18 protein-coding genes and 1 tRNA gene are annotated in these 21858 nt (G+C 56.1%); 14 read left to right on the top strand and 5 right to left on the bottom strand.

The window, feature by feature from the left end; all coding sequences use genetic code 11:
* Positions 1 to 56: 56 nt before the first annotated feature.
* From cls to QZL67_RS11060, 4 genes are all read right to left on the bottom strand, one after another.
* Complete coding sequence (gene cls, locus QZL67_RS11075; protein WP_022290782.1) at positions 57 to 1595, bottom strand: cardiolipin synthase; 1539 nt, start codon at positions 1593 to 1595, stop codon at positions 57 to 59.
* 267 nt (positions 1596 to 1862) lie between these two features.
* Positions 1863 to 3587 carry an NADH-dependent [FeFe] hydrogenase, group A6 gene (locus QZL67_RS11070; protein ID WP_022290781.1) on the bottom strand — a complete coding sequence of 575 codons (1725 nt, stop codon included), beginning with the start codon at positions 3585 to 3587 and terminating at the stop codon, positions 1863 to 1865.
* Positions 3581 to 5419 (bottom strand): NAD(P)-binding protein, encoded by a 1839-nt coding sequence (locus tag QZL67_RS11065; protein WP_022290780.1) that lies wholly within the window; start codon positions 5417 to 5419, stop codon positions 3581 to 3583. Before QZL67_RS11065 ends, QZL67_RS11070 begins: the two co-directional genes overlap by 7 nt.
* Positions 5420 to 5449: 30 nt before the next feature.
* Positions 5450 to 6250, bottom strand: coding sequence for a nickel insertion protein (locus QZL67_RS11060; protein ID WP_292920333.1), 801 nt, complete (start codon positions 6248 to 6250; stop codon positions 5450 to 5452).
* Here QZL67_RS11060 and QZL67_RS11640 point away from each other — a divergent pair.
* The 3 genes from QZL67_RS11640 to QZL67_RS11040 all read left to right on the top strand — a co-directional run bounded on the left by QZL67_RS11640 (position 6249) and on the right by QZL67_RS11040 (position 10302).
* A complete protein-coding gene (locus QZL67_RS11640; RefSeq protein WP_022290778.1) occupies positions 6249 to 8258 on the top strand; it encodes a substrate-binding domain-containing protein in 2010 nt (669 codons plus the stop codon). The genes QZL67_RS11060 and QZL67_RS11640 overlap by 2 nt on opposite strands.
* 636 nt (positions 8259 to 8894) lie before the next feature.
* A complete protein-coding gene (locus QZL67_RS11045; protein WP_292920349.1) occupies positions 8895 to 9065 on the top strand; it encodes a helix-turn-helix domain-containing protein in 171 nt (56 codons plus the stop codon).
* A gap of 19 nt (positions 9066 to 9084) precedes the next feature.
* Positions 9085 to 10302, top strand: a complete 1218-nt coding sequence (locus tag QZL67_RS11040; RefSeq protein ID WP_022290777.1) for a site-specific integrase — start codon at positions 9085 to 9087, stop codon at positions 10300 to 10302.
* Positions 10303 to 10434: 132 nt separating this feature from the next.
* Here the strand turns inward: QZL67_RS11040 and QZL67_RS11035 are convergent.
* Positions 10435 to 10511 (bottom strand) — tRNA-Arg (locus QZL67_RS11035).
* A 171-nt stretch (positions 10512 to 10682) separates the two neighbouring features.
* On the opposite strand from QZL67_RS11035, the gene QZL67_RS11030 reads away from it, so the two are divergent.
* The 11 genes from QZL67_RS11030 to QZL67_RS10980 all read left to right on the top strand — a co-directional run bounded on the left by QZL67_RS11030 (position 10683) and on the right by QZL67_RS10980 (position 21685).
* A complete protein-coding gene (locus tag QZL67_RS11030; RefSeq protein ID WP_022290776.1) occupies positions 10683 to 11315 on the top strand; it encodes a hypothetical protein in 633 nt (210 codons plus the stop codon).
* Positions 11316 to 11671: 356 nt separating this feature from the next.
* Entirely contained in the window at positions 11672 to 11986 is a 315-nt protein-coding gene (locus tag QZL67_RS11025; RefSeq protein WP_022290775.1) for a hypothetical protein, read from the top strand.
* A 1-nt stretch (position 11987) separates the two neighbouring features.
* Positions 11988 to 13913, top strand: a complete 1926-nt coding sequence (locus QZL67_RS11020; RefSeq protein WP_022290774.1) for a V-type ATP synthase subunit I — start codon at positions 11988 to 11990, stop codon at positions 13911 to 13913.
* Between the two features lie 14 nt (positions 13914 to 13927).
* Positions 13928 to 14419, top strand: a complete 492-nt coding sequence (locus tag QZL67_RS11015) for a V-type ATP synthase subunit K (protein ID WP_022290773.1) — start codon at positions 13928 to 13930, stop codon at positions 14417 to 14419.
* A gap of 23 nt (positions 14420 to 14442) precedes the next feature.
* Positions 14443 to 15036, top strand: a complete 594-nt coding sequence (locus QZL67_RS11010; RefSeq protein ID WP_022290772.1) for a V-type ATP synthase subunit E — start codon at positions 14443 to 14445, stop codon at positions 15034 to 15036.
* Positions 15037 to 15051: 15 nt separating this feature from the next.
* A complete protein-coding gene (locus tag QZL67_RS11005) occupies positions 15052 to 16056 on the top strand; it encodes a V-type ATPase subunit (protein ID WP_022290771.1) in 1005 nt (334 codons plus the stop codon).
* 12 nt (positions 16057 to 16068) lie between these two features.
* Positions 16069 to 16386, top strand: coding sequence for a V-type ATP synthase subunit F (locus tag QZL67_RS11000; protein ID WP_022290770.1), 318 nt, complete (start codon positions 16069 to 16071; stop codon positions 16384 to 16386).
* Positions 16387 to 16532: 146 nt separating this feature from the next.
* Entirely contained in the window at positions 16533 to 18308 is a 1776-nt protein-coding gene (locus QZL67_RS10995) for a V-type ATP synthase subunit A (RefSeq protein WP_022290769.1), read from the top strand.
* Positions 18305 to 19693: a V-type ATP synthase subunit B gene (locus QZL67_RS10990; RefSeq protein WP_022290768.1), complete on the top strand. Its 1389-nt coding sequence runs from the start codon at positions 18305 to 18307 to the stop codon at positions 19691 to 19693. Before QZL67_RS10995 ends, QZL67_RS10990 begins: the two co-directional genes overlap by 4 nt.
* 13 nt (positions 19694 to 19706) lie before the next feature.
* Positions 19707 to 20405: a V-type ATP synthase subunit D gene (locus QZL67_RS10985; protein WP_022290767.1), complete on the top strand. Its 699-nt coding sequence runs from the start codon at positions 19707 to 19709 to the stop codon at positions 20403 to 20405.
* 74 nt (positions 20406 to 20479) lie between these two features.
* Positions 20480 to 21685, top strand: a complete 1206-nt coding sequence (locus QZL67_RS10980; protein ID WP_022290766.1) for an FprA family A-type flavoprotein — start codon at positions 20480 to 20482, stop codon at positions 21683 to 21685.
* Positions 21686 to 21858 lie beyond the last annotated feature (173 nt).

Here is a 21858-nt window from a genome sequence, read left to right as displayed (position 1 = left end):
TACCGGTAATCAGGGCCGGTGGGAATTACCTGTCGGGGAAATGCAGATCAGATGGATTACACCAGAGGTGCAAATGCGTGCAGAATTCCCAACCAGATCTGCTTGAGCCATCCGATACGGCCCAGATCTTCCGGGTGCATTTCCTGGCTGACCGCCTGCGTTTGCAGAAAATCTTTTTTGACGTCATGGACGGCGCTGCTGCGGTACATCCACACCGCATCCTCCACGTGCAGATAGAGACTGCGGTAGTCCAGGTTGATCGTCCCTACGATAGCGTATTCGTCATCGCAGACCATAGTCTTTGCATGGATGAATCCGGGGGTGTATTCATAGATGTGGACACCGGCTTTCTGCAGCGGTGCGTAATAGGACCGGGTCAGGAAAAATACCGTCTTTTTGTCTGGAATATGAGGCGTAATGATTCGTACGTCAATGCCGGCTTTGGCGGCGGTGCACAAGGAGGTCATCATCTCATTGTCGATGATCAGATAAGGCGTGGTGATATATACGTATTTTTTTGCCCGGTGAATGAGGTTCAGATAGGCGGTTTCGCCTACCAGCTCATCATCCAGTGGAAGGTCCGTGTAGGGGAGAACCACACCATCATGCGGAATGGATTCCGCCCATCCGATGGTAGGACGGTAATGGGAAAATGCATCCACACGCCCACTGGCAAATCCCCACAAAGCGAGATACTGCACAGTCATGCCCCATACGGCACTGCCCCGGAGACACACACCGGTATCTTTCCAGTGGCCATGCTTTGCATAGGCATTGATATATTCATCTGCCAGGTTGATGCCGCCTGTGAACCCGGTCTTGCCGTCGATGATGCAGATCTTACGGTGATCCCGATTATTGAACCGAGGGGAGAGAATGGAGTTGAAGGGATTGAAAACGCAGACCTGCAGTCCCTTTTCCCGCAGCTGGCGGTCGTAGTGGCGGGGCAGAGTGAGCAGGCAGCCCAGGTCGTCATACATCAGCCGGACTTCCACGCCCTGCTTGATCTTCCGCTCCAGAATCTCGAGGATGGTGTTCCACATGGTGCCTTCCTCAACGATAAAATACTCCAGAAAGATAAAGGACTCCGCTTTTTCCAGCTCCCGCAGGAGTGCAGCAAAGAATGTCTCACCAATCGGAAGATATTCTGTTTGGGTATGGCCGCTGGGCGGAGACCCGGAGGCACGCAGAAGATAACGGACCTGGATGGCCGCATCTGGCACCTGCAGTCCCAAACCTTCCATAGCGGCGTGTTCCGGTTCCATGATAGAGGTGATCTGTTCGCGTATTGCCCGGCTGGCGGCGCGCTGTTTCCGGGTCATCCGGTATTTTCCAAACAGCAGATACAGCAATCCGCCGAAGATGGGGAAGAGGAGAATGGGAATCAGCCAGGCAATTTTGTAGGCAGGGTTGCTGGTGGTGTTGTTCAGAATGTGAATCGAGGCTCCCAAGGAAAGAAGCATGCAGACAATATAGAAATAGGCGAACTGATCCCGGAAGAAGAGAAACATAACGATCAGTGCCGCTACTTGGATCGTGACAAACAGTGCCACGTACAGGAGCTTTCCCAGAATCCGATACAAACGCTTGCCCATGATGAACTCCTTTTGGTTGAGATAAAATAATTGTACCCTTTTTTGACAAAAAGCACAAGGAGGGAAACGCGAGTTTCCATCAAGCGGTTTTTTCGGGAACTACAGGAAAATTTGATGGTGTCCCCACATCATCTTGAACAGCTTTTTGGGGTGCAGCCTGCAATTACCAAACGGCGGACATTTCCCGGCGCGGGGCAGAAAATGGCATAAAATAGTACGGCCATCCTACGCAGCGCAGAAGGGATGGTCTGTGGGCTTTTTCACCGCTTACAGCTCATTTGCATCATGCTCTGTATGCAGTAAGTGATGAGACAGCTCACCAAGAGGCTTCTTGAGAAATTCACTGTACAGGGCTTGTACATCCGGATTTTCATGTGAAAAGCGAATTTCTGATTTGGCGTCCAGCTTCCAGAGCAGGTTTCCCCGGGATGTAGCAAGCTCTGCTCCCTCGCGGATGGGCTGCCCTCCGCCGCCGGCACAGCCGCCGGGGCATGCCATAACTTCTACAAAGTCATAGTCTGCCTTGCCGGAATCCACGGCCTCCATCAATTTGCGTGTATTGGCAAGGCCGCTGACAACCGCGACGCGGATATCACCGGCACCAGGAATTGTGAATGTTGCTTCTTTCCAGGGTTTGCAGCCGCGAATCTTGGAAAAAGCATCCGGGTTCGGGTTTTTTCCGGTTACCAGATAGAATGCGCTCCGCAAGGCGGCATCCATAACACCGCCGGTGGCGCCAAAGACCGCAGCTGCGCCGGAACTGGTTCCCAGGGGGCTATCAAATTCCTGCTCCTCCAAATCTGATGGAATCATGAGGTCGCTTCGGAAGAGCCGGTTCATTTCCCGTGTTGTCAGCACAACATCCACGTCGGGGTCTCCGCAGGCATCTTTCATGGAGGAAAGCTCACTTTCTGCTTTTTTGGCAGAGCAAGGCATGATGGAAACGACGAAGATCTTATGCGGGTCGAGATTCATCTTTTCTGCAAAATAGCTTTTCACGACCGCACCAAACATTTGCTGCGGGGATTTTGCAGTGGAGAGATTTCCTGCATAAGACGGATATTGTGTTTTTACAAACCGCACCCAACCGGGACAACAGGAAGTAAACATCGGCCATCGGTACTTTCCACGGTGTGTAAACCGCTCGACAAATTCACTGGCCTCTTCCATGATGGTCAGATCAGCGGCAAAGTTGGTATCGAACACATAGTCAAACCCAATCCGCTTGAGAGCAGCGACAAGGCGTTTGGTGGTAGCCAGTTTGGGGGAGAGGTTAAACGCTTCTGCCCAAGCGGCCCGGACGGCAGGGGCAACCTGGACAACCGTTGTCATTTCAGGATCGGCGAGTGCTCTCAAGACGCGGTTGGTATCATCCCGCACGGTCAGGGCGCCCGTGGGACAATGGGTCACGCACTGTCCGCAGTAGGTGCAGCTTGTGCTTTTCAGCGTGCGGTTATAGGATACATCCACAGTCGTCCGGGAACCGGTGCCGGTAACGTCCCAGATGTTCATTCCCTGGATTTTATTACAGACCTGGACACACCGCATGCACTTGATGCATTTGCTGGCCTCCCGGACGATAGGAGCCGTCAGATCCACATGTGATCGTTCCAAATGAACCGGATAGGGCTGAAAGTGAATGTTCAGGTCATGAGACAGTTTTTGAAGCTCACAATTTCCGCTACGGACACAGACGGTACAGTTTGAATTGTGCTGAGAGAGGATTAAACGTAAGTTGGTTTTTCGGGCTTGGCGGACCCGGGGAGAGTTGGTGTGAATGACCATACCTTCCATGGCCTCTGTGTTGCAGGCGGGGACGAGCCTTTCTGTTCCCTCAACTTCTACAACGCACATTCTGCAGGCTGCGATCTCATTGATCTCTTTTAGAAAGCAAAGATGCGGAATTGGAATCCCGGACTGTTCCGCTGCTTTCAGGATCGTAGTACCGCTGGTTACGGACAGGTCTTTTCCGTTCACATTGATGTTTACCATTTTTCCACTCGACCTCCCTTAAAACTACCATATCCGAAATGATCACAGCGAAGGCAGCGGGAGGCTTCCTGTGTTGCTTCTTCCTCGGTCATGCTGCACTCAATGCACTGGAAGTCACCTTTCCGCTCATACGCATCCCGTTCATTGGCGTTGACACGGCCTCTGGGGCGTAAATCTGCAAAGCTGGGGACAGGAACCTGGACGCTTGTCTCGATATCGTGGTGAAAGCCCAAGTATTCATCAATATTGGCAGCGGCAACTTTACCTGCCGCAATCGCCCGGATCACGGTAGCGGGGCCGGTGACACAGTCGCCACCGGCAAATACGCCATCCACGTCCGGCATCTGTGTGTCAGGCGCGGCTTGCAATCTTCCGCCGCGCTGGATTTTAATGCCGCTTTGTTCGAACCCGTGGGTTTCGATTCCCTGCCCGATCGCCACGATAATGGTATCTGCCGGGATTCGCGAGGGAGCCTCAGAAGAAGCGGTTGGACGCGGGCGGCCCTGCTGGTCCATTTCACCGGCGATTTGCGGCTGTGTCCAAAGAGCGGTTACGTGTCCTTGCGCATTTGCCTCAATTCGCAGGGGGGCTTGCAAGGTTAGAATAGCGGCGCCCTCAGCGATGGCCCCTTCCACTTCCTCCTTTTGGGCGGTCATATCTTCCGTCCGGCGCCGGTAAACGCAGGTAACCTTTGCGGCACCCAAGCGAATGGAGCTGCGTGTTACATCCATAGCGACGTTCCCGCCGCCGATGACGACAATATTTTGACCGGTGAAATCCGGCATTTCATCATCTCCGATTCTACGCAGCAGTTCTACGGCAGAGATGACACCCTGACTGTTTTCCCCTTCTATGCCGGTTTTTTTGTCCGTATGGGCGCCAATGGACAGATACAGGCAGTCGTATTTTTCTTTCAGCTGATCAAAAGAAATGTCCGCGCCTACGGTAATGTTTGTGTGGACCTCAATTCCCAGAGATAGGATGGAGGAGATCTCCGCGTCCAGCTTTGCACGGGGAAAGCGATAGCTGGGGATGCCGTAGCGCATCATGCCTCCCAGTTGTTTTTGCTTTTCATAAACCGTTACCTTGTGCCCCATGATTGCCAGATAATATGCGGCCGAAAGTCCCCCCGGTCCACCGCCGATGATGGCAACGGACTTTCCGGTGGGAGCCATTGGCTTTGGTTGAGGAACATCGCCGGCGTGATCTACCGCATATCGTTTCAGTCCCCGGATGTTGATGGCGTCATCTACCATGCTGCGTCTGCAGCGGGCTTCACAGGGGTGCTCGCAGATGTAGGCACATGCGGTGGGGAAGGGATTGTCCTTGCGAATCAGCTGCACTGCGTCAGTGTATCTGCCTTGGCGAACCAGTGCAATGTAACCCGGAATATCCACACCGGCGGGACAAAGTGCCACGCATGGTACCGGATTGTGCAGGCTGCCCAGACAGCGATGGTGAGAAATATGTTCTTCATAGTCGCTGCCAAATCCATGCAGCCCCATGAGAACCAATTGGGCGGCGTCGATTCCGATGGCACAGTCCGCGGTATCTGCGATGACCTGAGCCGTTGTTTCGATTCGGCGCAGAATACTGAGGTCCGGTTCTCCGTCCAGTACCTCACGCAGCATGCCGGACAGCTGCGCCAATCCGATGCGGCAGGGGACGCATTTCCCGCAGGTCTGTGCCTGGCACAGGTTCAAGAAATTCAGTGCCATATCTACCGGGCACAATCCGGGAGGGCTGGCAGAAATGCGGCGTTCCATATTCCGGTACAGCTGCTCAACAACTTCCTGAGCATGCCCTGGTATTTTTACTTCCAATCGACTCATCGTGCATACTCCTTTGCCAAAGTCTGTGGATTATCGGCTCAATTCCATGGGAGAGACATCTTGCTGGCGTGTGTTCTGTGCAGCGAATAGGGCATCTTCCCATACCTGCTGGAAGGGGACGGATGTCTGGCGCGCAGCGTTTGCAACATCCTCATACTCCGGCTTTTCCCGGTGGATTCCCGCTCCATCCGCACATTTTATGCGGATGGAGCCGTAGTTTGTTTCGATTGTACGAATGGAGGGGGTTAAAATGTACTTGCTGCAATGACGAACACGGATGCCGCTGGTGCTGGTTTCCCGCAAAACTGCGTGTGCGATCCGTTCCTCATCTGCCGGCTTGCAGAGGACCGTGAACAGGATACCGGCGCGGCCTTTTTTCATCACTAGGGGAGCGGATGTGACATCCAGAGCGCCCAAAGCAAGAAGCCGTTCACCAGCATAGGCCAGTGCCTCTGCTGTCATATCATCAATATGGCAGCACAACTCTACAATCGCCGGCCTGCCCTGATCGTTGCGTTCTCCCCAAAAGGCGCGGACACAATTTGCTGCGGGATATTTCCTTGTCCCCATACCGCAGCCGGTTGAAAGCAGCGTCATTGGGGGCATGGCGCAGAATTCTTTTCCAAACCGTGCCAGCAGAGCGGCACCCGTCGGGGTGCAGAGCTCCCCCTGAATGTCTCCGCAGTAACAGGGAATTCCCTCCAGCAATTTCACGGTGGCCGGCATGGGGACAGGAACCATGCCGTAAGAAGTACGTACCTGTCCGTTTCCAAGGTGGATGGGGGAGACGACAATACCGCCCAGCACCAACCCTGCTCCCGGAGAGATCATGGACTTCAACTCCACCATCTTTGCAGCCATGGTTGCGGAATTTGGCGGGGTCCCCAAGGTATACCCCATTACGAAAGACTGTCTGGAGGAGATCCAGCGCCGCGTGGAGCAGGCGGCACAAGCGTGCGATATCGTACTGCTCAACGCCGGTTCCTCGGCCGGACGGGAGGACTACAGTTGTCAGGCCATTGAGAACATCGGGAAAGTCGTGTGCCATGGAATTGCCATCAAACCCGGGAAGCCTGCGATTTTGGGGTTGAAGGGAGCGGTTCCCATTTTGGGTGTTCCCGGATATCCCGTTTCGGGGATTCTGATTCTTCGGGAGATTTTGCAGCCGCTGATGGAACACCTGACCGGACACAGTCAGGTACAGAAGGACCGGGTGGAAGCCGTGCTGTCGCGAAGTGTGTTGTCAGGGCTCAAATACCAGGAGTTTATCCGGGTTCGCATGGGAAATGTAGGAGGGAGGCTCATGGCTTCGCCGCTGAACCGGGGAAGCGGTGTGGTGACGTCCTTTGTGAAGGCGGATGGGATCTTGGAGGTGCCTCAGGGAACAGAGGGCTATGAGGCCGGCCAGACGGTGGAGGTTCAGCTTCTGCGGCCCATGGAGGAGTTGCAGCGGACACTGGTGGCCATCGGCAGCCACGATCCTCTGTTGGATGAATTGGCAGATTTGTTCCGACAGGATGGGGCATGCTTTTTGAGCTCCTCGCATGTGGGTTCCATGGGAGGCATTATGGCTGTCCGCCGGGGAGAAGCACATATGGCTGGAGTACATTTGCTGGATGAGCGTGACGGCTCCTACAATTCGTCCTTCATCAGAAAATACTTCCCTCAGGGCGGCGTTCGTCTTGTGGAGTGCGTGGGACGTACGCAGGGGCTGATGATTCCGGCGGGCAATCCCAAAGGCATTGAGAGATTCTCTGACCTGGGGCGGGACGGAATCTCCTATGTCAACCGTCAGAAGGGGAGCGGAACCAGAATCCTGTTTGATTTTCTCTGTAAGAGAGAGGGGCTGGAAGGTAAAACGATATATGGATATGACCGGGAAGAATTTACACACACGGCTGTGGCGGCGCAGATCGCATCCGGAAGCGGAGATGCTGGTATGGGCATTTGGTCGGCGGCCAAACTATATGCCTTGGAATTCCTTCCCATTTGTACCGAGCAGTATGACCTGCTGATTCCGGACAGTGCGTGGGATACGCCAATGGTTCAAAAGCTGATTGCCTTACTTCGGAGCGAGGAATTTCAAAGAAGACTGGAATCGCTGGGGGGATATACCATTGATCGCCCCGGTACGGTGCGGGAGCGGCTGGAAGTGCGGTACTACTGGAACTTTCGCATGGGCTATTCCTATTACTATCTGGATCAGGAGGGCAGGGCTCTTCGTTACTTTGAAAAGGCATTGGAGGCCCGCCCAGGTGACGAGGACACCATGGAACTGATCGACTCGTGCAAGAAGGGCATCTCCCTGCCGCAGTTTTCGGAGTGCTTCCGGGAGCGGACAGAGAACTGGTGGGAAACCTTTGCCGAGATGGAAGCAGAATTGCGCCAGATGATGGACGAGGACAAAGACCATACCCGCGGCGCAGAACTCGTGGCCCAAATGCAGGAAACCCTGAATCTGGTTTTTGATGAAATCTCTTTTGAGATGGGCTTCAACGGCGAGAAGTACGAGCTGATCCTCACCCCGGAGGGTGACAAGGTCAAGCTGTTTGAGCTGGTCTACTTCCAGAAGCACGCCACCAAGGAGGTGCTGGAGCACTGGAACATCCTTGTGGGCCGTCAGCCCTCCCAGAACATCGGCCTTCGCACCGACGATGGCTGGGACATCTCTGGAGATGATGTGCAGATCTGGCTGGAGGAACAGGGCGAAAACAGTTTCAACATCTCCGCCTACTGTGAAAAGCTGCTGCCTATGCTCCGGGAGGCGGAAGGCCGAGTCTGGTGGATGCTCACCACCCTCACCGATCAGATACTGGGCGAGATTCCCCACATGAGATAGTGAAGGGTATTTTAAGACCCTTCTGAAAATCAAACGCTGAAACTGGCACTGATCAAGTGTACCTCGAAAATTAAATATCCGACAGCGAACAACATCAGTTTGCGGGCCCCCTGATAAAAAAGGGGGGAAGCGATGCGGCGGGTGCGCGAAGACCATCTGTAGAACAGCAAAAGATTTTTTCCTCTGCCTGTTCTATAAACGACGGCAAAAAGGTGCAAAGCGGGTCCACCCAGCCAAAAACAACCTTGGCAAGTTGTCTTGCAATGACCCCGCAAACCTATAATGGTACTCTATGTTCATCCAGAAATGGTGGCATCTCGGAGCGATCCTCGGAGGGGTGGGATTCCCGGAGGGCGGAGCCAACCGCCGGTTCGTACGTCGCCCGCAGCTCGGGGAGTAGTGTCGAATAGGGCTGAATTGCATGTTACATAATTCCATTCAGTCATGATCAGATCAGGAAGTGTAATGAAACTTCAAAAAAATTACGGTCATGGCTGAATGTTATCAAAGGGGCGAGGAACCCTTGTTCCTCGCCCCTTGAAGTATGGCATATGAAAATGAACGATTGAATGAAAAAGAAGGGAGCTGGGCAGCTTGTCAAATCAATGCTACAAGTCCATCGATGAATTACCGATTATGCTTACGATTCCGCAAGTAGCTTCGGCCCTCAATATCTCCCGCTCCAGTGCATATGAGCTCGCGCATCAAAAGAAATTTCCTGCCATGCTGGTCGGCAGCAGAATTGTAGTTCCCAAGGACAGGCTCCTTTCATGGATCGATGAAAGAGTTACCTTGGGAGTCTTTTAAAGACTAGGAGGCTGAAACAATGGCAAGGAGAAGAGCTCGGGGAGAAGGAAGCATACGAAAACGTAAAGATGGGAGATGGGAAGGCCGATATACAGTCGGAAGAGACGAAGAAACCGGAAAGTTCATATATCGGAACGTCTTGGCCAAGACACAGACTGAATGCAAAAATAAGTTGCGTGAAGCGATGCAATTGCAAGAACAGCAACAAAGTCAAGAGGAAGTGCCGGCTGAAAAAAAGATAGCTTCACAGCAAATGCAGGAGACTGCTGATCATGGATTGGTCGAGAAAAAATCGTACACAGTAGGTGAGTGGCTGGATCTCTGGTATGAGATCTATTCAAAACCAAACCTTCGGAAGAGCACCCAAATTCAATACAAATACTTTCTGAAAGATATTGTGTCTCCAAGAATTGGAGATTTGCCAATTGAGCAGCTCACCGGACTTCGGCTCCAGCAGCTCTATCAGGATCTGCGAATAAACGGCAAAATCCGCAAGCCGGGAAACTTTGACCCCGGATTAAGTTCCAAGACCGTCAGAAGCATTCATATGCTGCTGCACTGTTCTTTCAGTCAGGCGGTAAGGGAAGGAATCATTCCAAAGAACCCTACTGATGACTGTAAACCGCCCAAGATTGAAAAAAGAGAGATGAAGGTCATTCAGCCAGACCAAGTTTCATCTTATCTACATGCAGCAGCAGAGCACCATGTATTACCCATGTTTTATCTGGAGTTGACCAGTGGGCTGCGCAGGGGAGAGTTACTTGCGCTTCTGTGGAGTGACCTGGATGTCAAACAATGCAGCATCTCAGTGACAAAATCAGTCTCCAGAAGAGATGGAGAAATCGAGGTGGCTCCACCGAAGACCCGTAACTCTATTCGCCGAATTGTGGTCCCCAAGCAAGCCGTAGACTTATTGCTGGAGGAACACAGTCAACATCCCAAAAACCCATATATGTTTCCGTCGCCTGTAACCGGAACCATGTACGATCCGGATGCAGTTGGCAGAATCCACAAAAAACTGCTGAAAGAAGCTGGTTTGGAAGACTGCCGGTTTCATGACCTGCGGCATACATTTGCCACGCTTGCTCTGCAAAATGGTGTAGACATCAAAACATTGTCTGGAATCCTGGGACACAGTTCATCAGGATTTACACTCGACACATACACACATGTCACGACGAAGATGCAGCAGGAGGCTGCAAATAAAATGGGTCAATTTATGAAAATGAAGCTGTAGTTCCAGGCTTAAATCGTCCGATAGTTCCGGCTGGATTTTTTCGCGAATGGGTCATTGAATGGGTCAAAAAAATCGAAAGACTCAAAAAAGTTGCAAAAAACCCGCCGATTTCAAAGAAATCAGCGGGTTTTCTGGTACGCCCTGAGGGATTCGAACCCCCGGCCTTCTGGTCCGTAGCCAGACGCTCTATCCAGCTGAGCTAAGGGCGCGTACCGCATGTCTTACAGACAGCTTAATTATAATAGCATGCCTTGTTTTGAAATGCAAGCTTTTTTTGAAAAAATTTGAAAACTTTTTTCGGATTTTTGCAAGGCTTGTAAATAGACCCATTCTGTGCTAAAGTGACTTTGAAATATCAACTGGAAGAAAGCGGTGGATCAATGGAGAACAACACCTTTAAAAGTGTCGCCTTTGGCGGATTTGCCAAGCAGGACGTCATCAATTATATAGAGGAGGCCGCCCGCGAAGCAACTGCGCAGCAGGAGCGGCTCCAGCAGGAAAATGACAGCCTCCATACGCAGCTTGAGGATTTGCGGACACAGCTGGAGCAGGCACAGGCGCAGGTGCAGGAGCTGAGCGCTCAGCGGGATCAGATGGAAGAGGCGCTTGGGCGTGAGTGTGCGGCCCGAGAGGCGTTGGAACCGCTCAAGCCTGAGGTGGAACAGTTGAGCAGGGAAAAGGATCAGTTGGAAAAAGAGGTGCAGGCGCTGCGGCCTGACGCCGAGGCATATGCTCAGTTCCGGGAACAGATCGGTGCCATTGAGTGCGAGGCCCGGAAACGAGCCGCTGATCTGGAAAGTGAGACCGTTTCCAGGCTGGAGCGGATCACAGAGGATTTCCGCCGCCGGTATCAGGAATTGATGACCATCTTCGATGCCACGGCGACCCATGTGACCGGGGAATTGCGGAAGGTCGAGGTCAATCTCACGCAGCTTCCCAGGGCCATGGATCAGGCGGGGAAAGAGCTGGAGGCATTGGCTGCGGAATTGGAACGGTCAAAACAGCAGGATTGATATGCGGGCGGTTCAGGGAAGCTGAGCCGCCCGTTTTTTCCAATCCTATGGTATGAGGCCTGTGGGAGCGGTTACAATAGCAAATGCACCAGCCTGAAAAACAGAAAAATTTTTTATAACCAAAAAATTTTTTTATTTTTGTGAAAAAGATGGATTTCCGTAAAGGAGACGCAAAAATTTCTTGCATTGGTTACTGGGCTGACCTATACTAAAACCATACGGGGAGCTGGCAGACTGAGGTCGGCGGCTGGCTGCCGGCTGATTCCTGGGATAAAAGGACTTTCCACGGAATCAGGGTGACAACGCATCAACAATCAAAACAGAAGATTTGCATGGCGGGAGAGAAGGTGAGAACAATGTCCCTGAAAGCAGTCGAGAAAGTTACGGAAGTCGAGCGGAAAAACAAGGAGCGCAGGGCTGCCGCGGAAACTGAGGCAAAGCAGATGCTGGCCTCGGCCCAGCGGGATGGTCTTGCGCTCTTGGAACAAATGCGCGCAGAGGAGGCCGCCAAAGGAGCGGAGCTTCTGCGGCAGGCGGAGGAGCGAGCTGCACAGCGGTCCGCGCAGATCGCCGCTTCTGCGAAGGAGGACGGCGACGCCCTGCGCCGGGCAGCAGAGAGCCGTTTGCAATCTGCCGCCGAGTTTATTGTCGGAAGGATAGTGGAGGACTGATATGGCCATTGTAAAAATGAAAAAGCTCCGCGTCATGGCCATGGCGGACCGGCGGGAAGCGCTTTTGCGGGCGCTTTTGCGTTTGGGCTGCGTGGAGATCAGCGAACCGGACGGCCTCCTGGAAGACCCGGCCTGGTCCGCACTGCTGCAGCGAGGCTCCTCCCGTCTGGCGGACACCAAAAGTGAAATCAACGATGTGAACACTGCATTGGATGCCATCCGACGCTATGCCGGGCTGAAGGACGGACTGTTCATCAAGCGCCATCCCATCTCGGAAGAGGCGTTTCTCAGCGCCGGGACGGCGGAGCGGGCCCAGGCGGTCAGCCGGGAGGTCGGGGAGCAGCTCCAGACGCTGACCCGCCTCCAGAGCGAGGAAAACCGTCTGGTTGCACGACAGGCGTCTCTGCTGCCGTGGCAGGCCATGGACATGCCGCTGGAGCTGTCCGGTACGGAGCATGTGTTGTTCCGCCCGGGTGTGGTGCCTGCGGGTGTCAACGTGGGTGAGCTTCAGGTGTCTTTTGGAGATCTGGCGGCGGAGCTGCTGGAGATCAGCAGCGATAAGCAGCAGAAGTACTGTTTGTTGGTGTGTCTCCGCCAGGATGAGGAGGCCGTGATGGAGTGTTTGCGGCCCTTCAGCTTTAGCGCCGTCTCGTTCCAGGGGCTTACCGGTACGGCGGACGCAAACCTGACGTCTGTGAGCCAGGCACTGGCGGAAAACCGCAAAGCACAGGAGGATGCGGCGGCGGCTATCGCCGCAAACGGTGAAGCGCGGGACGCCTTGCGGGTGTATGCAGATCGTCTGGCGGCGGAGGCGGCGGAGGAGACTTCCGCCCAGCGGATTCTGACGGATGGAACGATCGCTTTCTTTGAAGGATGGGCACCTGCGGCCAGCATGCAGAAGGTGCAGGCCCTGCTGGAAAAGGAGGGATGTGCCTGGGAGGCGGAAGACCCCACCCCGGAGGAGTATTCGGAGGTTCCGATACAGCTGAAAAACAACTGGCTGACCCGCCCGCTGAATATGGTGACGGAGATGTATTCGCTGCCGGCTTACGACAATGTGGACCCCAACCCGCTGATGGCGCCGTTTTTCATTTTGTTCTACGGCGTGATGATGGCAGACATGGGGTATGGATTGTTGATGATTCTGGCCGGAATTCTTATTACCCGCACTTACCGGCCCAAGGGAACTGCCGGGAATCTGTTCAACCTGATGACGCTGTGCGGTGTTACCACATTCCTTATGGGAGCGGTCACCGGCGGCTTTTTCGGAGACTTCCTGACGCAGCTGGTGAAGCTGGCCACCGGACGGGATTTTGCATTGCCGGCGCTGTTCACACCGCTGGATGATACGCTGATGATTCTGGTGGGTGCCATGTGCCTGGGCTTTGTACAGATCGTCACCGGCATGGTCATCAGCTTCGTACAGAAGCTGAAAAAGGGCCAAGTCCTGGACGCAGTTTTTGAGGAAGTCACCTGGTGGGTGGTGTTTGCGGGCATCGCTCTGATGGTTTTGAAGGTCACGAACCTGGTGCTCTATGCCGGCCTTGTGCTGGTGGTGGCGGGACCGCTGATCACCGGCAAGGGATTTGGTAAGATCACGGGAATCTTTGCCTCGCTGTATAACCATATCACCGGGTATTTCGGAGACATTTTGTCCTACTCCCGTCTGATGGCACTGATGCTGGCGGGCAGCGTCATTGCCCAGGTGTTCAACACTTTGGGCGCCATTCCCGGCAACATCGTGGTGTTCATTATCATCTCCATGGCGGGCAACGCTTTGAACTTTGCTCTGAACCTGCTGGGCTGCTACGTCCATGACCTGCGGCTCCAGTGCCTGGAGTATTTCGGAAAGTTCTATGAGGACGGCGGCAAGCCCTTCCGTCCCCTGGCAATCAATACAAAATACGTGGACATTGAAAACGTCTGAGGAGGAAATTCATCATGGGATTCTTTGAGGCATTCGGTGGTTTGGCTCTGGCGCTGCTGGGCGCTGGTTTGGCGGCGGTCCTCTCTGGTATCGGTTCCGCAAAGGGCACCGGCATCGCCGGTGAGGCGGGCACTGGCCTTTTGTGCCAGGACCCCAGCAAGTTCGGTAAAGTTATGATCCTGCAGGTGATTCCCGGCACCCAGGGCCTGTACGGCCTGGTGGTGTGGTTCTTCGCCATTTACAGCATGGGCCTCCTGGGCGGCAACGGCCTGCCGGATCTGACCGTGCAGCAGGGACTGCAGTACTTCGCGGCGTGCCTGCCCATGGCACTGGGCGGATTGTTCTCCGCCATTGCCCAGGGCCGTGTGGCTGCCGGTTCCATCAACATCCTGGCCAAGAAGCCGGATGACTGGTCCAAGGGCATGGTGCTGTGCATCACCGTGGAGTTCTACGCCATTTTGTCCCTGCTTGCATCTATGCTGATGATCATCAATATCAGCGGCTGACCCCGGGGAAAGGGGAGACCACAATGAACGGAATCGAAAAAATCACGGCCCGGATCGACGCGCAGACCCAGGAGGAGATCGACCGTCTGCTGGCGGATGCCAAGGAGCAGGCGGAGCAGATCACCGCGCAGTACCGTGCCCAGGCGGAGACGGAGCGGGCAAGCCTCACAGCCCGCAGCGAGAAAGCCGCCGCGGAGCGGGAGGAGCGTCTCGTGAGCGTGGCCCAGATGGAGGCCCGGAAGGTGACGCTGGCCGCCCGCCAGGAGATGGTGGAGCAGGCTTATGAACTGGCTCTCAAGACGCTTTGCACGCTTCCCCAGGAGCAATACACAGATGTGCTGGCGGATCTGCTGGTAAAGGCGGCACCGGACGGCAAGGGCAGCGTGATCTTTGCCCCCGGGGACCGGGAGCGGGTGGGCGCCGCTGCGGTGAAGGCGGCCAACAGCCGTCTCAAGAACGGTGCGCTGACCCTGGCAGAGGAGACCCGGCCCATTCAGGGTGGCTTCATCCTGGTCAATGGCCGGGTGGAAATCAACTGCACCTTTGATACCCTGGTGCGCCTGCAGCGGACTGAGACCGCGGGCGCAGTGGCGAAGAAGCTGTTTCCGGAGGGATGACGAGGAGGGTGTTTCTTGTCTAAGAAAATCAAAGACACCGATTACCTGGTGATCTCCGCCCGGGTGAAAGCGATGGAGAGCGGCCTGCTGACCCGGGAGCGGATGGAGCAGGTGCTGGAGGCCAAAAGCAACGAGGATGCGGTGAAGATCCTGCAGGAGTGCGGGTATCCGGAACTGGACCCGGCGGACCCGGCGGCAATGGACGCCGCCCTCTCCGCCGCCCGGGAGGAGACGCTGAAGGATCTGGCCGACGGTGCGCCGGACCCCAGGTATATCGACAGTTTCAAACTGAAGTATGACTATCACAATGTAAAGGCTCTGCTGAAGGCGGAGGCCATGGGCACCGATGCCGATTCCATGCTGATGGATCTTGGCCGCGTGCCAGTGGCGGAGTTGAAAGAGGCGGTGCGCACCGGGCAGCTGGATGCTCTGCCGGCCATTCTGGCGGAGGCGGTTACTGAAGCCCGGGAGGTACTGAACACTACCCAGGACCCGCAGCTGAGCGACATCGTGCTGGACCGCTGGTGCTACCGGGATCTGGCCGAGGTGGCGAAATCCACCGGCAGCGCCTTCCTGGAAGGCTACGTCCAAACCCAGATCGATGCCGCCAATTTGCGAACGCTGGTGCGGACACTGCGAATGGGCAAGGGTCCGGAGTTTTTGCGGGGTGTTCTGCTGGAGGGCGGCGAGCTTTCGGCAGATCAGCTGCTGGAGGTCTCCGCCAACCGGGGCGCGGGCCTTACGGAGCTGTATGGCCCGACCCGCTTCCAGAAGGCGGCGGAAGTTGCTGCGGAAGCTGTGAAGGGCGGAAGCTTGACAGAATTTGAAAAGCTTTGCGATGACGCCGTTTCAGATTATCTGGCGGACGCCCAGTTTGTCCCCTTTGGAGAAGCGCCGCTGGTGGGATATCTGGCGGCCCGGGAGACGGAGTATACCAACCTGCGCATCCTGCTGATGGGACGCGGGGCGGGGCTGCCCGCCGAGGTCATCCGTTCCCGGCTGCGGCAGAGCTACGTGTAAGGCGGTGTGCGTATGGCAAAAACGTATCAGATCGCCGTGGTGGGCGACTGGGAGTCCGTAATGGGGTTCCGGGCGCTGGGCCTGAGCACCTATCCCGTCACTTCTGTGGAAGAGGCGAAGAAAACGGTGCACGACCTGGCCAAGGCTGACTGCGCGGTGATTTATCTGACAGAACAGCTTGCAAAGGATATGCCTGATGTGCTAGAGCGGTATAAGGACGACCTGCGGCCGGCCATCATCCTGATTCCGGGCCGGGAGGGTTCCCTTGGCATCGGCCGGGACAATATCCAGCGGGCTATTGAGCGTGCTGTGGGCGCGGATATCCTGTAAGAGAGCAGAGCCGCCGATGCCTGTTTGCGGGCATTTTTCTGGCGGCAGATCCACAGAGGAAAGCAGAGGGCCCCGGCTGTAGTGGGGGGAGAGCCGGCTTTCCGATTCCTTCTGGCGAATTTATCCTGAAAGAAGGTCGAATCAATTTGAGCGGTAAAGTTGTGAAAGTATCCGGACCGTTGGTGGTTGCCACGGGCCTGGCGGACGCCAATATGTCCGACGTGGTCCGTGTCGGCCCCCAGCGGCTGATTGGCGAGATCCTGACCATGAAGGGGGATTCCGCTTCCATCCAGGTATATGAGGAAACCTCCGGACTGGGCCCCGGCGCCGAGGTGGTCACCACCGGCGCCCCCATGAGCGTGGAGCTGGGCCCCGGCATGATCGAAGGCATTTACGATGGCATCCAGCGTCCGCTGGAGAAGATCGTGGAGAAGGTGGGCCCCAATATCACCCGCGGCGTGGAGGTTCCGGCCATTGACCATGACAAGAAATGGCCCTTTACACCTGTTGCGAAAGTCGGAGATAGGGTCATCGGCGGTGACGTTTTGGGTACGGTTCCCGAGACCGAGGTGGTGCTCCATAAGATCATGGTGCCTCCCACGATGCACGGCACCATTACCAAGATTGCCCCGGCGGGGGATTACACGGTTCTGGAGCCCATCGCTACCTTGACCACGGATGACGGCCGGGAAGTGGAACTGCCCATGATGCAGAAGTGGCCTGTCCGCGTGGGCCGGCCCTATCAGCATAAATATCCCCCCAAGCGGCCGCTGTGCTCCGGCCAGCGGGTCATTGACACCATGTTCCCCATTGCCAAGGGTGGTACCGCAGCCGTGCCTGGCCCCTTCGGTTCTGGCAAGACGGTGGTGCAGCATCAGCTGGCTAAGTGGTCCGACGTGGATATCGTGGTCTACATTGGCTGCGGCGAACGCGGCAACGAGATGACCGACGTCCTGCGGGAATTCCCCGAACTGAAAGACCCCCGTACCGGAGAGTCTTTGATGAAGCGGACAGTTCTGATTGCAAACACCTCCGATATGCCTGTGGCTGCCCGTGAAGCCAGTGTGTACACCGGCATCACCATCGCCGAGTATTTCCGGGACATGGGCTACGACGTGGCCGTTATCGCCGACTCTACCTCCCGCTGGGCTGAGGCCCTGCGTGAGATGTCCGGTCGACTGGAGGAGATGCCCGGTGAAGAGGGTTACCCCGCTTACCTTGCTTCCCGCCTTGCGCAGTTCTACGAGCGCGCCGGCTCTGTGGAGTGCATCGGTTCTGACGAGCGCCGGGGCAGCCTGACCGCTGTGGGTGCCGTATCCCCTCCGGGCGGCGACCTCTCTGAGCCGGTCTCCCAGGCCACCATGCGAATCGTCAAGGTGTTCTGGGCGCTGGATTCCTCCCTTGCCTACAAGCGGCATTTCCCCGCCATCAACTGGCTCAATTCCTACTCGCTGTATCTGGACTCTCTGAAGCCCTGGTTTGATGAGAACTTGGGACCGGAGTTTATGCAGAACCGCACGGCGGCCATGAGCCTGCTGCAAAGCGAGGCCAGTCTGAATGAGATCGTCCAGCTGGTGGGCAAGGATGCCCTGTCTCCCTCCGACCAGTTGACGCTGGAAGTGGCCCGGATGGTCCGGGAGGACTTTTTGCAGCAAAACGCCTTTATGGATGTGGACGGCTATTCCAGCTATGACCGGCAGGAGAAACTGCTGGCCATGATCCTCCACTATGAGAAGCTCTGCCGGGACGCCATCGCCAAGGGCGCACCGGTGATGGCCCTCTTCCAGATCCCTGCACGGGAGAAGATCGGCCGTGCCAAGAGCGTGGAGGCCGAGGAGTACCCGCAGGTCTATCAGCAGATTGAGCAGGAGATGGCCCAGGAGATCGAGGCCGTGGTTGCCCAGGGAGGTGAGGAAGCATGATTCGAGAATATCGCACGGTTGAAGAGATCGTCAGCCCTCTGATGATGGTCCGTCAGGTGGAGGGCGTCACCTATGACGAGTTGGTGGAAGTTCAGCTCCACGACGGCTCTATTCGCCGGGGCAAGGTGCTGGAGGTCAACGGCGACACCGCCGTGGTTCAGCTCTTTGAATCCGCCGCCGGCATCAACCTGGCCGATGCCAAGGTCCGCTTCCTGGGGCACCCCCTGCAGCTGGGTGTGTCCGCCGACATGCTGGGTCGTGTGTTCAACGGTATGGGCGAGCCCATCGACGGCGGCCCGGAGATCATCCCGGAGGAGTATCGGGATATCAATGGCCTGCCCATGAACCCGGCAGCCCGTGACTACCCCAATGAATTCATTCAGACCGGTATCTCCACCATTGATGGTCTGAATACCCTGGTCCGCGGGCAGAAACTGCCCATCTTCTCCGGTTCTGGTCTGCCTCATGCCAATCTGGCAGCCCAGATCGCCCGGCAGGCCAAGGTGCTGGGAGACGACAGTTCCAACTTCGCCGTGGTGTTTGCCGCCATCGGCATCACCTTCGAGGAGTCGGAGTTCTTTGTCAGTGAGTTCCGCCGCACCGGCGCCATCGACCGGACGGTGCTCTTCTCCAACCTGGCAAACGACCCCGCCGTGGAGCGCATCTCCACGCCCCGTATGGCGCTGACCGCCGCGGAGTATCTGGCCTTTGAGAAGGACATGCACGTGCTGGTCATCATGACCGACATCACCAACTACGCTGAGGCGCTGCGGGAAGTCTCCGCCGCCAAGAAGGAGGTCCCCGGCCGCCGCGGATTCCCCGGCTACCTGTACACGGACCTGGCGCAGATGTACGAGCGTGCCGGCCGCCAGCTGGGGAAGAAGGGTTCCATCACCCTGATCCCCATTCTGACCATGCCGGAGGACGACAAGACCCACCCCATTCCCGACTTGACCGGCTATATCACCGAGGGACAGATCATCCTCTCCCGGGCGCTGTACCGCCAGGGCATCCATCCGCCGGTGGATGTGCTGCCCAGCCTCTCCCGTCTGAAGGACAAGGGCATCGGCGCCGGAAAGACCCGGGAGGATCACGCGGGCATCATGAACCAGCTCTTTGCAGCCTACTCCACCGGTAAGGACAACAAAGAGCTGATGAGCATTCTGGGCGAAGCCGCCCTGACACCTACGGACCTTCTGTATGCCAAGTTTGCCGACGAGTTTGAAAAACGCTACGTCAACCAGGGCTACGAGGAGAACCGCTCCATTGAGGAAACGCTGGATCTTGGCTGGGAGCTTTTGAGCATCCTGCCCAAGAGCGAACTCAAGCGGATCAAGCCGGAGTATATTGAGAAATATTGGCCGAAAAAAGACCAGCAGGCGTAAGGAGGGGTGACCAATGGCCAACATCACGGTAAACCCCACCCGAATGGAGCTGACCCGCCTCAAGGGCAAGCTGCGCACCGCTCAGCGGGGCCACAAACTGCTCAAGGACAAGCGGGACGAGCTGATGAAGCAGTTTCTGGATACCGTGCGGGAGGTCCGTACCCTGCGGGCAGAGGTGGAAGAGGAACTGATGACGGTTCACAAGTCTTTTACCGTGGCTTCCGCCCTGATGAGCTCCGAGGCCATGGAGCAGGCGCTGCTCTATCCCAAGCAGAGCGTGGAGCTGACGATGACCATGAAGAACATCATGTCCGTCAATGTTCCCATCTATGATTTCCAGACGAAGACCAAGTCCGATGCGGATATCTATCCCTATGGCTTTGCGGCCACCTCCGGTGAGCTGGATACTGCCGTAGACGCGCTGGGCAAGGTGTTTCAGAAGATGCTCAAGCTGGCGCAGATCGAAAAATCCGCCCAGCTCATGGCGGAGGAGATCGAAAAGACCCGCCGCCGGGTTAACGCGCTGGAATATGTGATGATCCCGAACACCCAGGAGGCGATTCGGTATATCACCATGAAGCTGGATGAAAATGACCGCGCCACCACGACGCGGCTGATGAAGGTGAAGGATATGCTTCTGAAAGAAGCTATCGAGGAACAGCGTGCCCGTGATGAGGCTGCCATGTCCCGTTTCACCGCACAAGAGACTTAACAAAATCGGCAAAGCGGTGTAGAATAGAACTACACCGCTTTGCCGTGCGTAGAGTAGAAAGGAAGAAGAAACATATGCATTGTGTAGCCAACATTCATGACGATCTGTACTGGCTGGGAGCATCGGACCGCCGGCTGGCCAAGTTCGAAAATGTATTTCCCGTCCCCCGGGGCGTCAGCTATAACAGCTATCTGGTACTGGATGAAAAAACGGTCCTGATGGACACCGTGGACAAGGCCGTGGGGGAGCGGTTCTTTGAGAACCTGGAGTTTGCCCTGGCAGGCCGTTCTCTGGACTATGTGGTGGTGAACCACATGGAGCCGGACCACTGTGCCACACTGGGCGATCTGCTGCACCGCTGGCCCCAGGTACAGGTGGTGGGAAATGCCAAGACCATCACCATGATCGGACAGTTCTTTGACTTTGATCTCACCGGCCGCACGGTGGTGGTCAAGGAAGGGGACACCCTGACCACCGGCCGCCATACTTTCACCTTCCTCATGGCGCCCATGGTTCACTGGCCGGAGACCATGGTGACTTATGACAACGTGGACAAGACCCTCTTCTCCGCCGACGCATTCGGCACCTTCGGTGCCCTCAATGGCAACATCTTCGCCGATCAGGTGAATTTCGAGCGGGATTGGCTGGATGATGCCCGCCGGTATTACACCAACATCGTGGGCAAGTACGGCACGCAGGTCCAGTCCCTGCTCAAGCGGGCGGCGGAGCTGGAAATCCAGTGCATCTGCCCCCTCCATGGTCCCATCTGGCGGGAGAATATCGCCTGGTTTGTAGAGAAGTACCAGCGCTGGAGCACGTACACTCCGGAAGAGAAGGCTGTGGCTATTTTCTGCGGCTCCATCTACGGTCATACGGAAAATGCCGCTGAGATCTTGGCGTTCCGGCTTGCAGAGCGGGGCGTGAAGAACGTAGTTCTGTATGACGTGTCCCATGTGGATGTCTCTGAGCTTGTGAGCGAGGCATTCCGGTGCAGCCACCTGGTGCTGGCCTCTGCTACATACAACGGCGGCATTTATACCCCCATGGAGGACTTCCTGCGGGATCTGGAGTGCCACGGCCTGCGGAACCGCTCTGTGGCTATCATCGACAATGGCACCTGGGCCGCCCGGGCCGGCATGCTGATGGGCAAGATCCTGGAGGACATGAAGGAGATGCGGGTGATGGAGGGTTCCGTGTCCCTGAAGTCCTCGGTGAAGGAGCCCCAGCGCCGCAGCCTGGAGGCACTGGCAGACGCCATTGCGGACGAGATCCTGCACTGAGTTGCCAAGAAAAAACCGAAAAGAAACAGGACCGCCGAGAAATTTCGGCGGTCCTGTTTTTTTAAAAGATGAAAAAATCAATATTATTCGCCGTTACAGCAGCGTGATGCCGGCTTTCTCACATGCGTCGATAGTTGCCTGATCCCACAGGCTGGCCCCGGCCCCGCCCACGT

The sequence above is a fragment of the Oscillibacter sp. CAG:155 genome (genome assembly GCA_000436875.1).
GTDB lineage: Bacteria > Bacillota > Clostridia > Oscillospirales > Oscillospiraceae > Oscillibacter.
Note: the sequence above shows the minus strand (reverse complement) of the source record. Positions and strands in the feature narration are given on the sequence as shown.

What these genes read in the sequence shown, in the direction of transcription:
- cls (WP_022290782.1), bottom strand. Translation starts at nt 1,595, where the DNA reads ATGGGCAAGCGTTTGTATCGGATTCTGGGAAAGCTCCTGTACGTGGCA.
- QZL67_RS10985 (WP_022290767.1), top strand. Translation starts at nt 19,707, where the DNA reads ATGGCCAACATCACGGTAAACCCCACCCGAATGGAGCTGACCCGCCTC.
- QZL67_RS11065 (WP_022290780.1), bottom strand. Translation starts at nt 5,419, where the DNA reads ATGAGTCGATTGGAAGTAAAAATACCAGGGCATGCTCAGGAAGTTGTT.
- QZL67_RS11025 (WP_022290775.1), top strand. Translation starts at nt 11,672, where the DNA reads ATGTCCCTGAAAGCAGTCGAGAAAGTTACGGAAGTCGAGCGGAAAAAC.
- QZL67_RS11640 (WP_022290778.1), top strand. Translation starts at nt 6,249, where the DNA reads ATGGACTTCAACTCCACCATCTTTGCAGCCATGGTTGCGGAATTTGGC.
- QZL67_RS11000 (WP_022290770.1), top strand. Translation starts at nt 16,069, where the DNA reads ATGGCAAAAACGTATCAGATCGCCGTGGTGGGCGACTGGGAGTCCGTA.
- QZL67_RS11060 (WP_292920333.1), bottom strand. Translation starts at nt 6,250, where the DNA reads ATGATCTCTCCGGGAGCAGGGTTGGTGCTGGGCGGTATTGTCGTCTCC.
- QZL67_RS11040 (WP_022290777.1), top strand. Translation starts at nt 9,085, where the DNA reads ATGGCAAGGAGAAGAGCTCGGGGAGAAGGAAGCATACGAAAACGTAAA.
- QZL67_RS10980 (WP_022290766.1), top strand. Translation starts at nt 20,480, where the DNA reads ATGCATTGTGTAGCCAACATTCATGACGATCTGTACTGGCTGGGAGCA.
- QZL67_RS11030 (WP_022290776.1), top strand. Translation starts at nt 10,683, where the DNA reads ATGGAGAACAACACCTTTAAAAGTGTCGCCTTTGGCGGATTTGCCAAG.
- QZL67_RS11070 (WP_022290781.1), bottom strand. Translation starts at nt 3,587, where the DNA reads ATGGTAAACATCAATGTGAACGGAAAAGACCTGTCCGTAACCAGCGGT.
- QZL67_RS11015 (WP_022290773.1), top strand. Translation starts at nt 13,928, where the DNA reads ATGGGATTCTTTGAGGCATTCGGTGGTTTGGCTCTGGCGCTGCTGGGC.
- QZL67_RS10990 (WP_022290768.1), top strand. Translation starts at nt 18,305, where the DNA reads ATGATTCGAGAATATCGCACGGTTGAAGAGATCGTCAGCCCTCTGATG.
- QZL67_RS11010 (WP_022290772.1), top strand. Translation starts at nt 14,443, where the DNA reads ATGAACGGAATCGAAAAAATCACGGCCCGGATCGACGCGCAGACCCAG.
- QZL67_RS11045 (WP_292920349.1), top strand. Translation starts at nt 8,895, where the DNA reads ATGCTTACGATTCCGCAAGTAGCTTCGGCCCTCAATATCTCCCGCTCC.
- QZL67_RS11020 (WP_022290774.1), top strand. Translation starts at nt 11,988, where the DNA reads ATGGCCATTGTAAAAATGAAAAAGCTCCGCGTCATGGCCATGGCGGAC.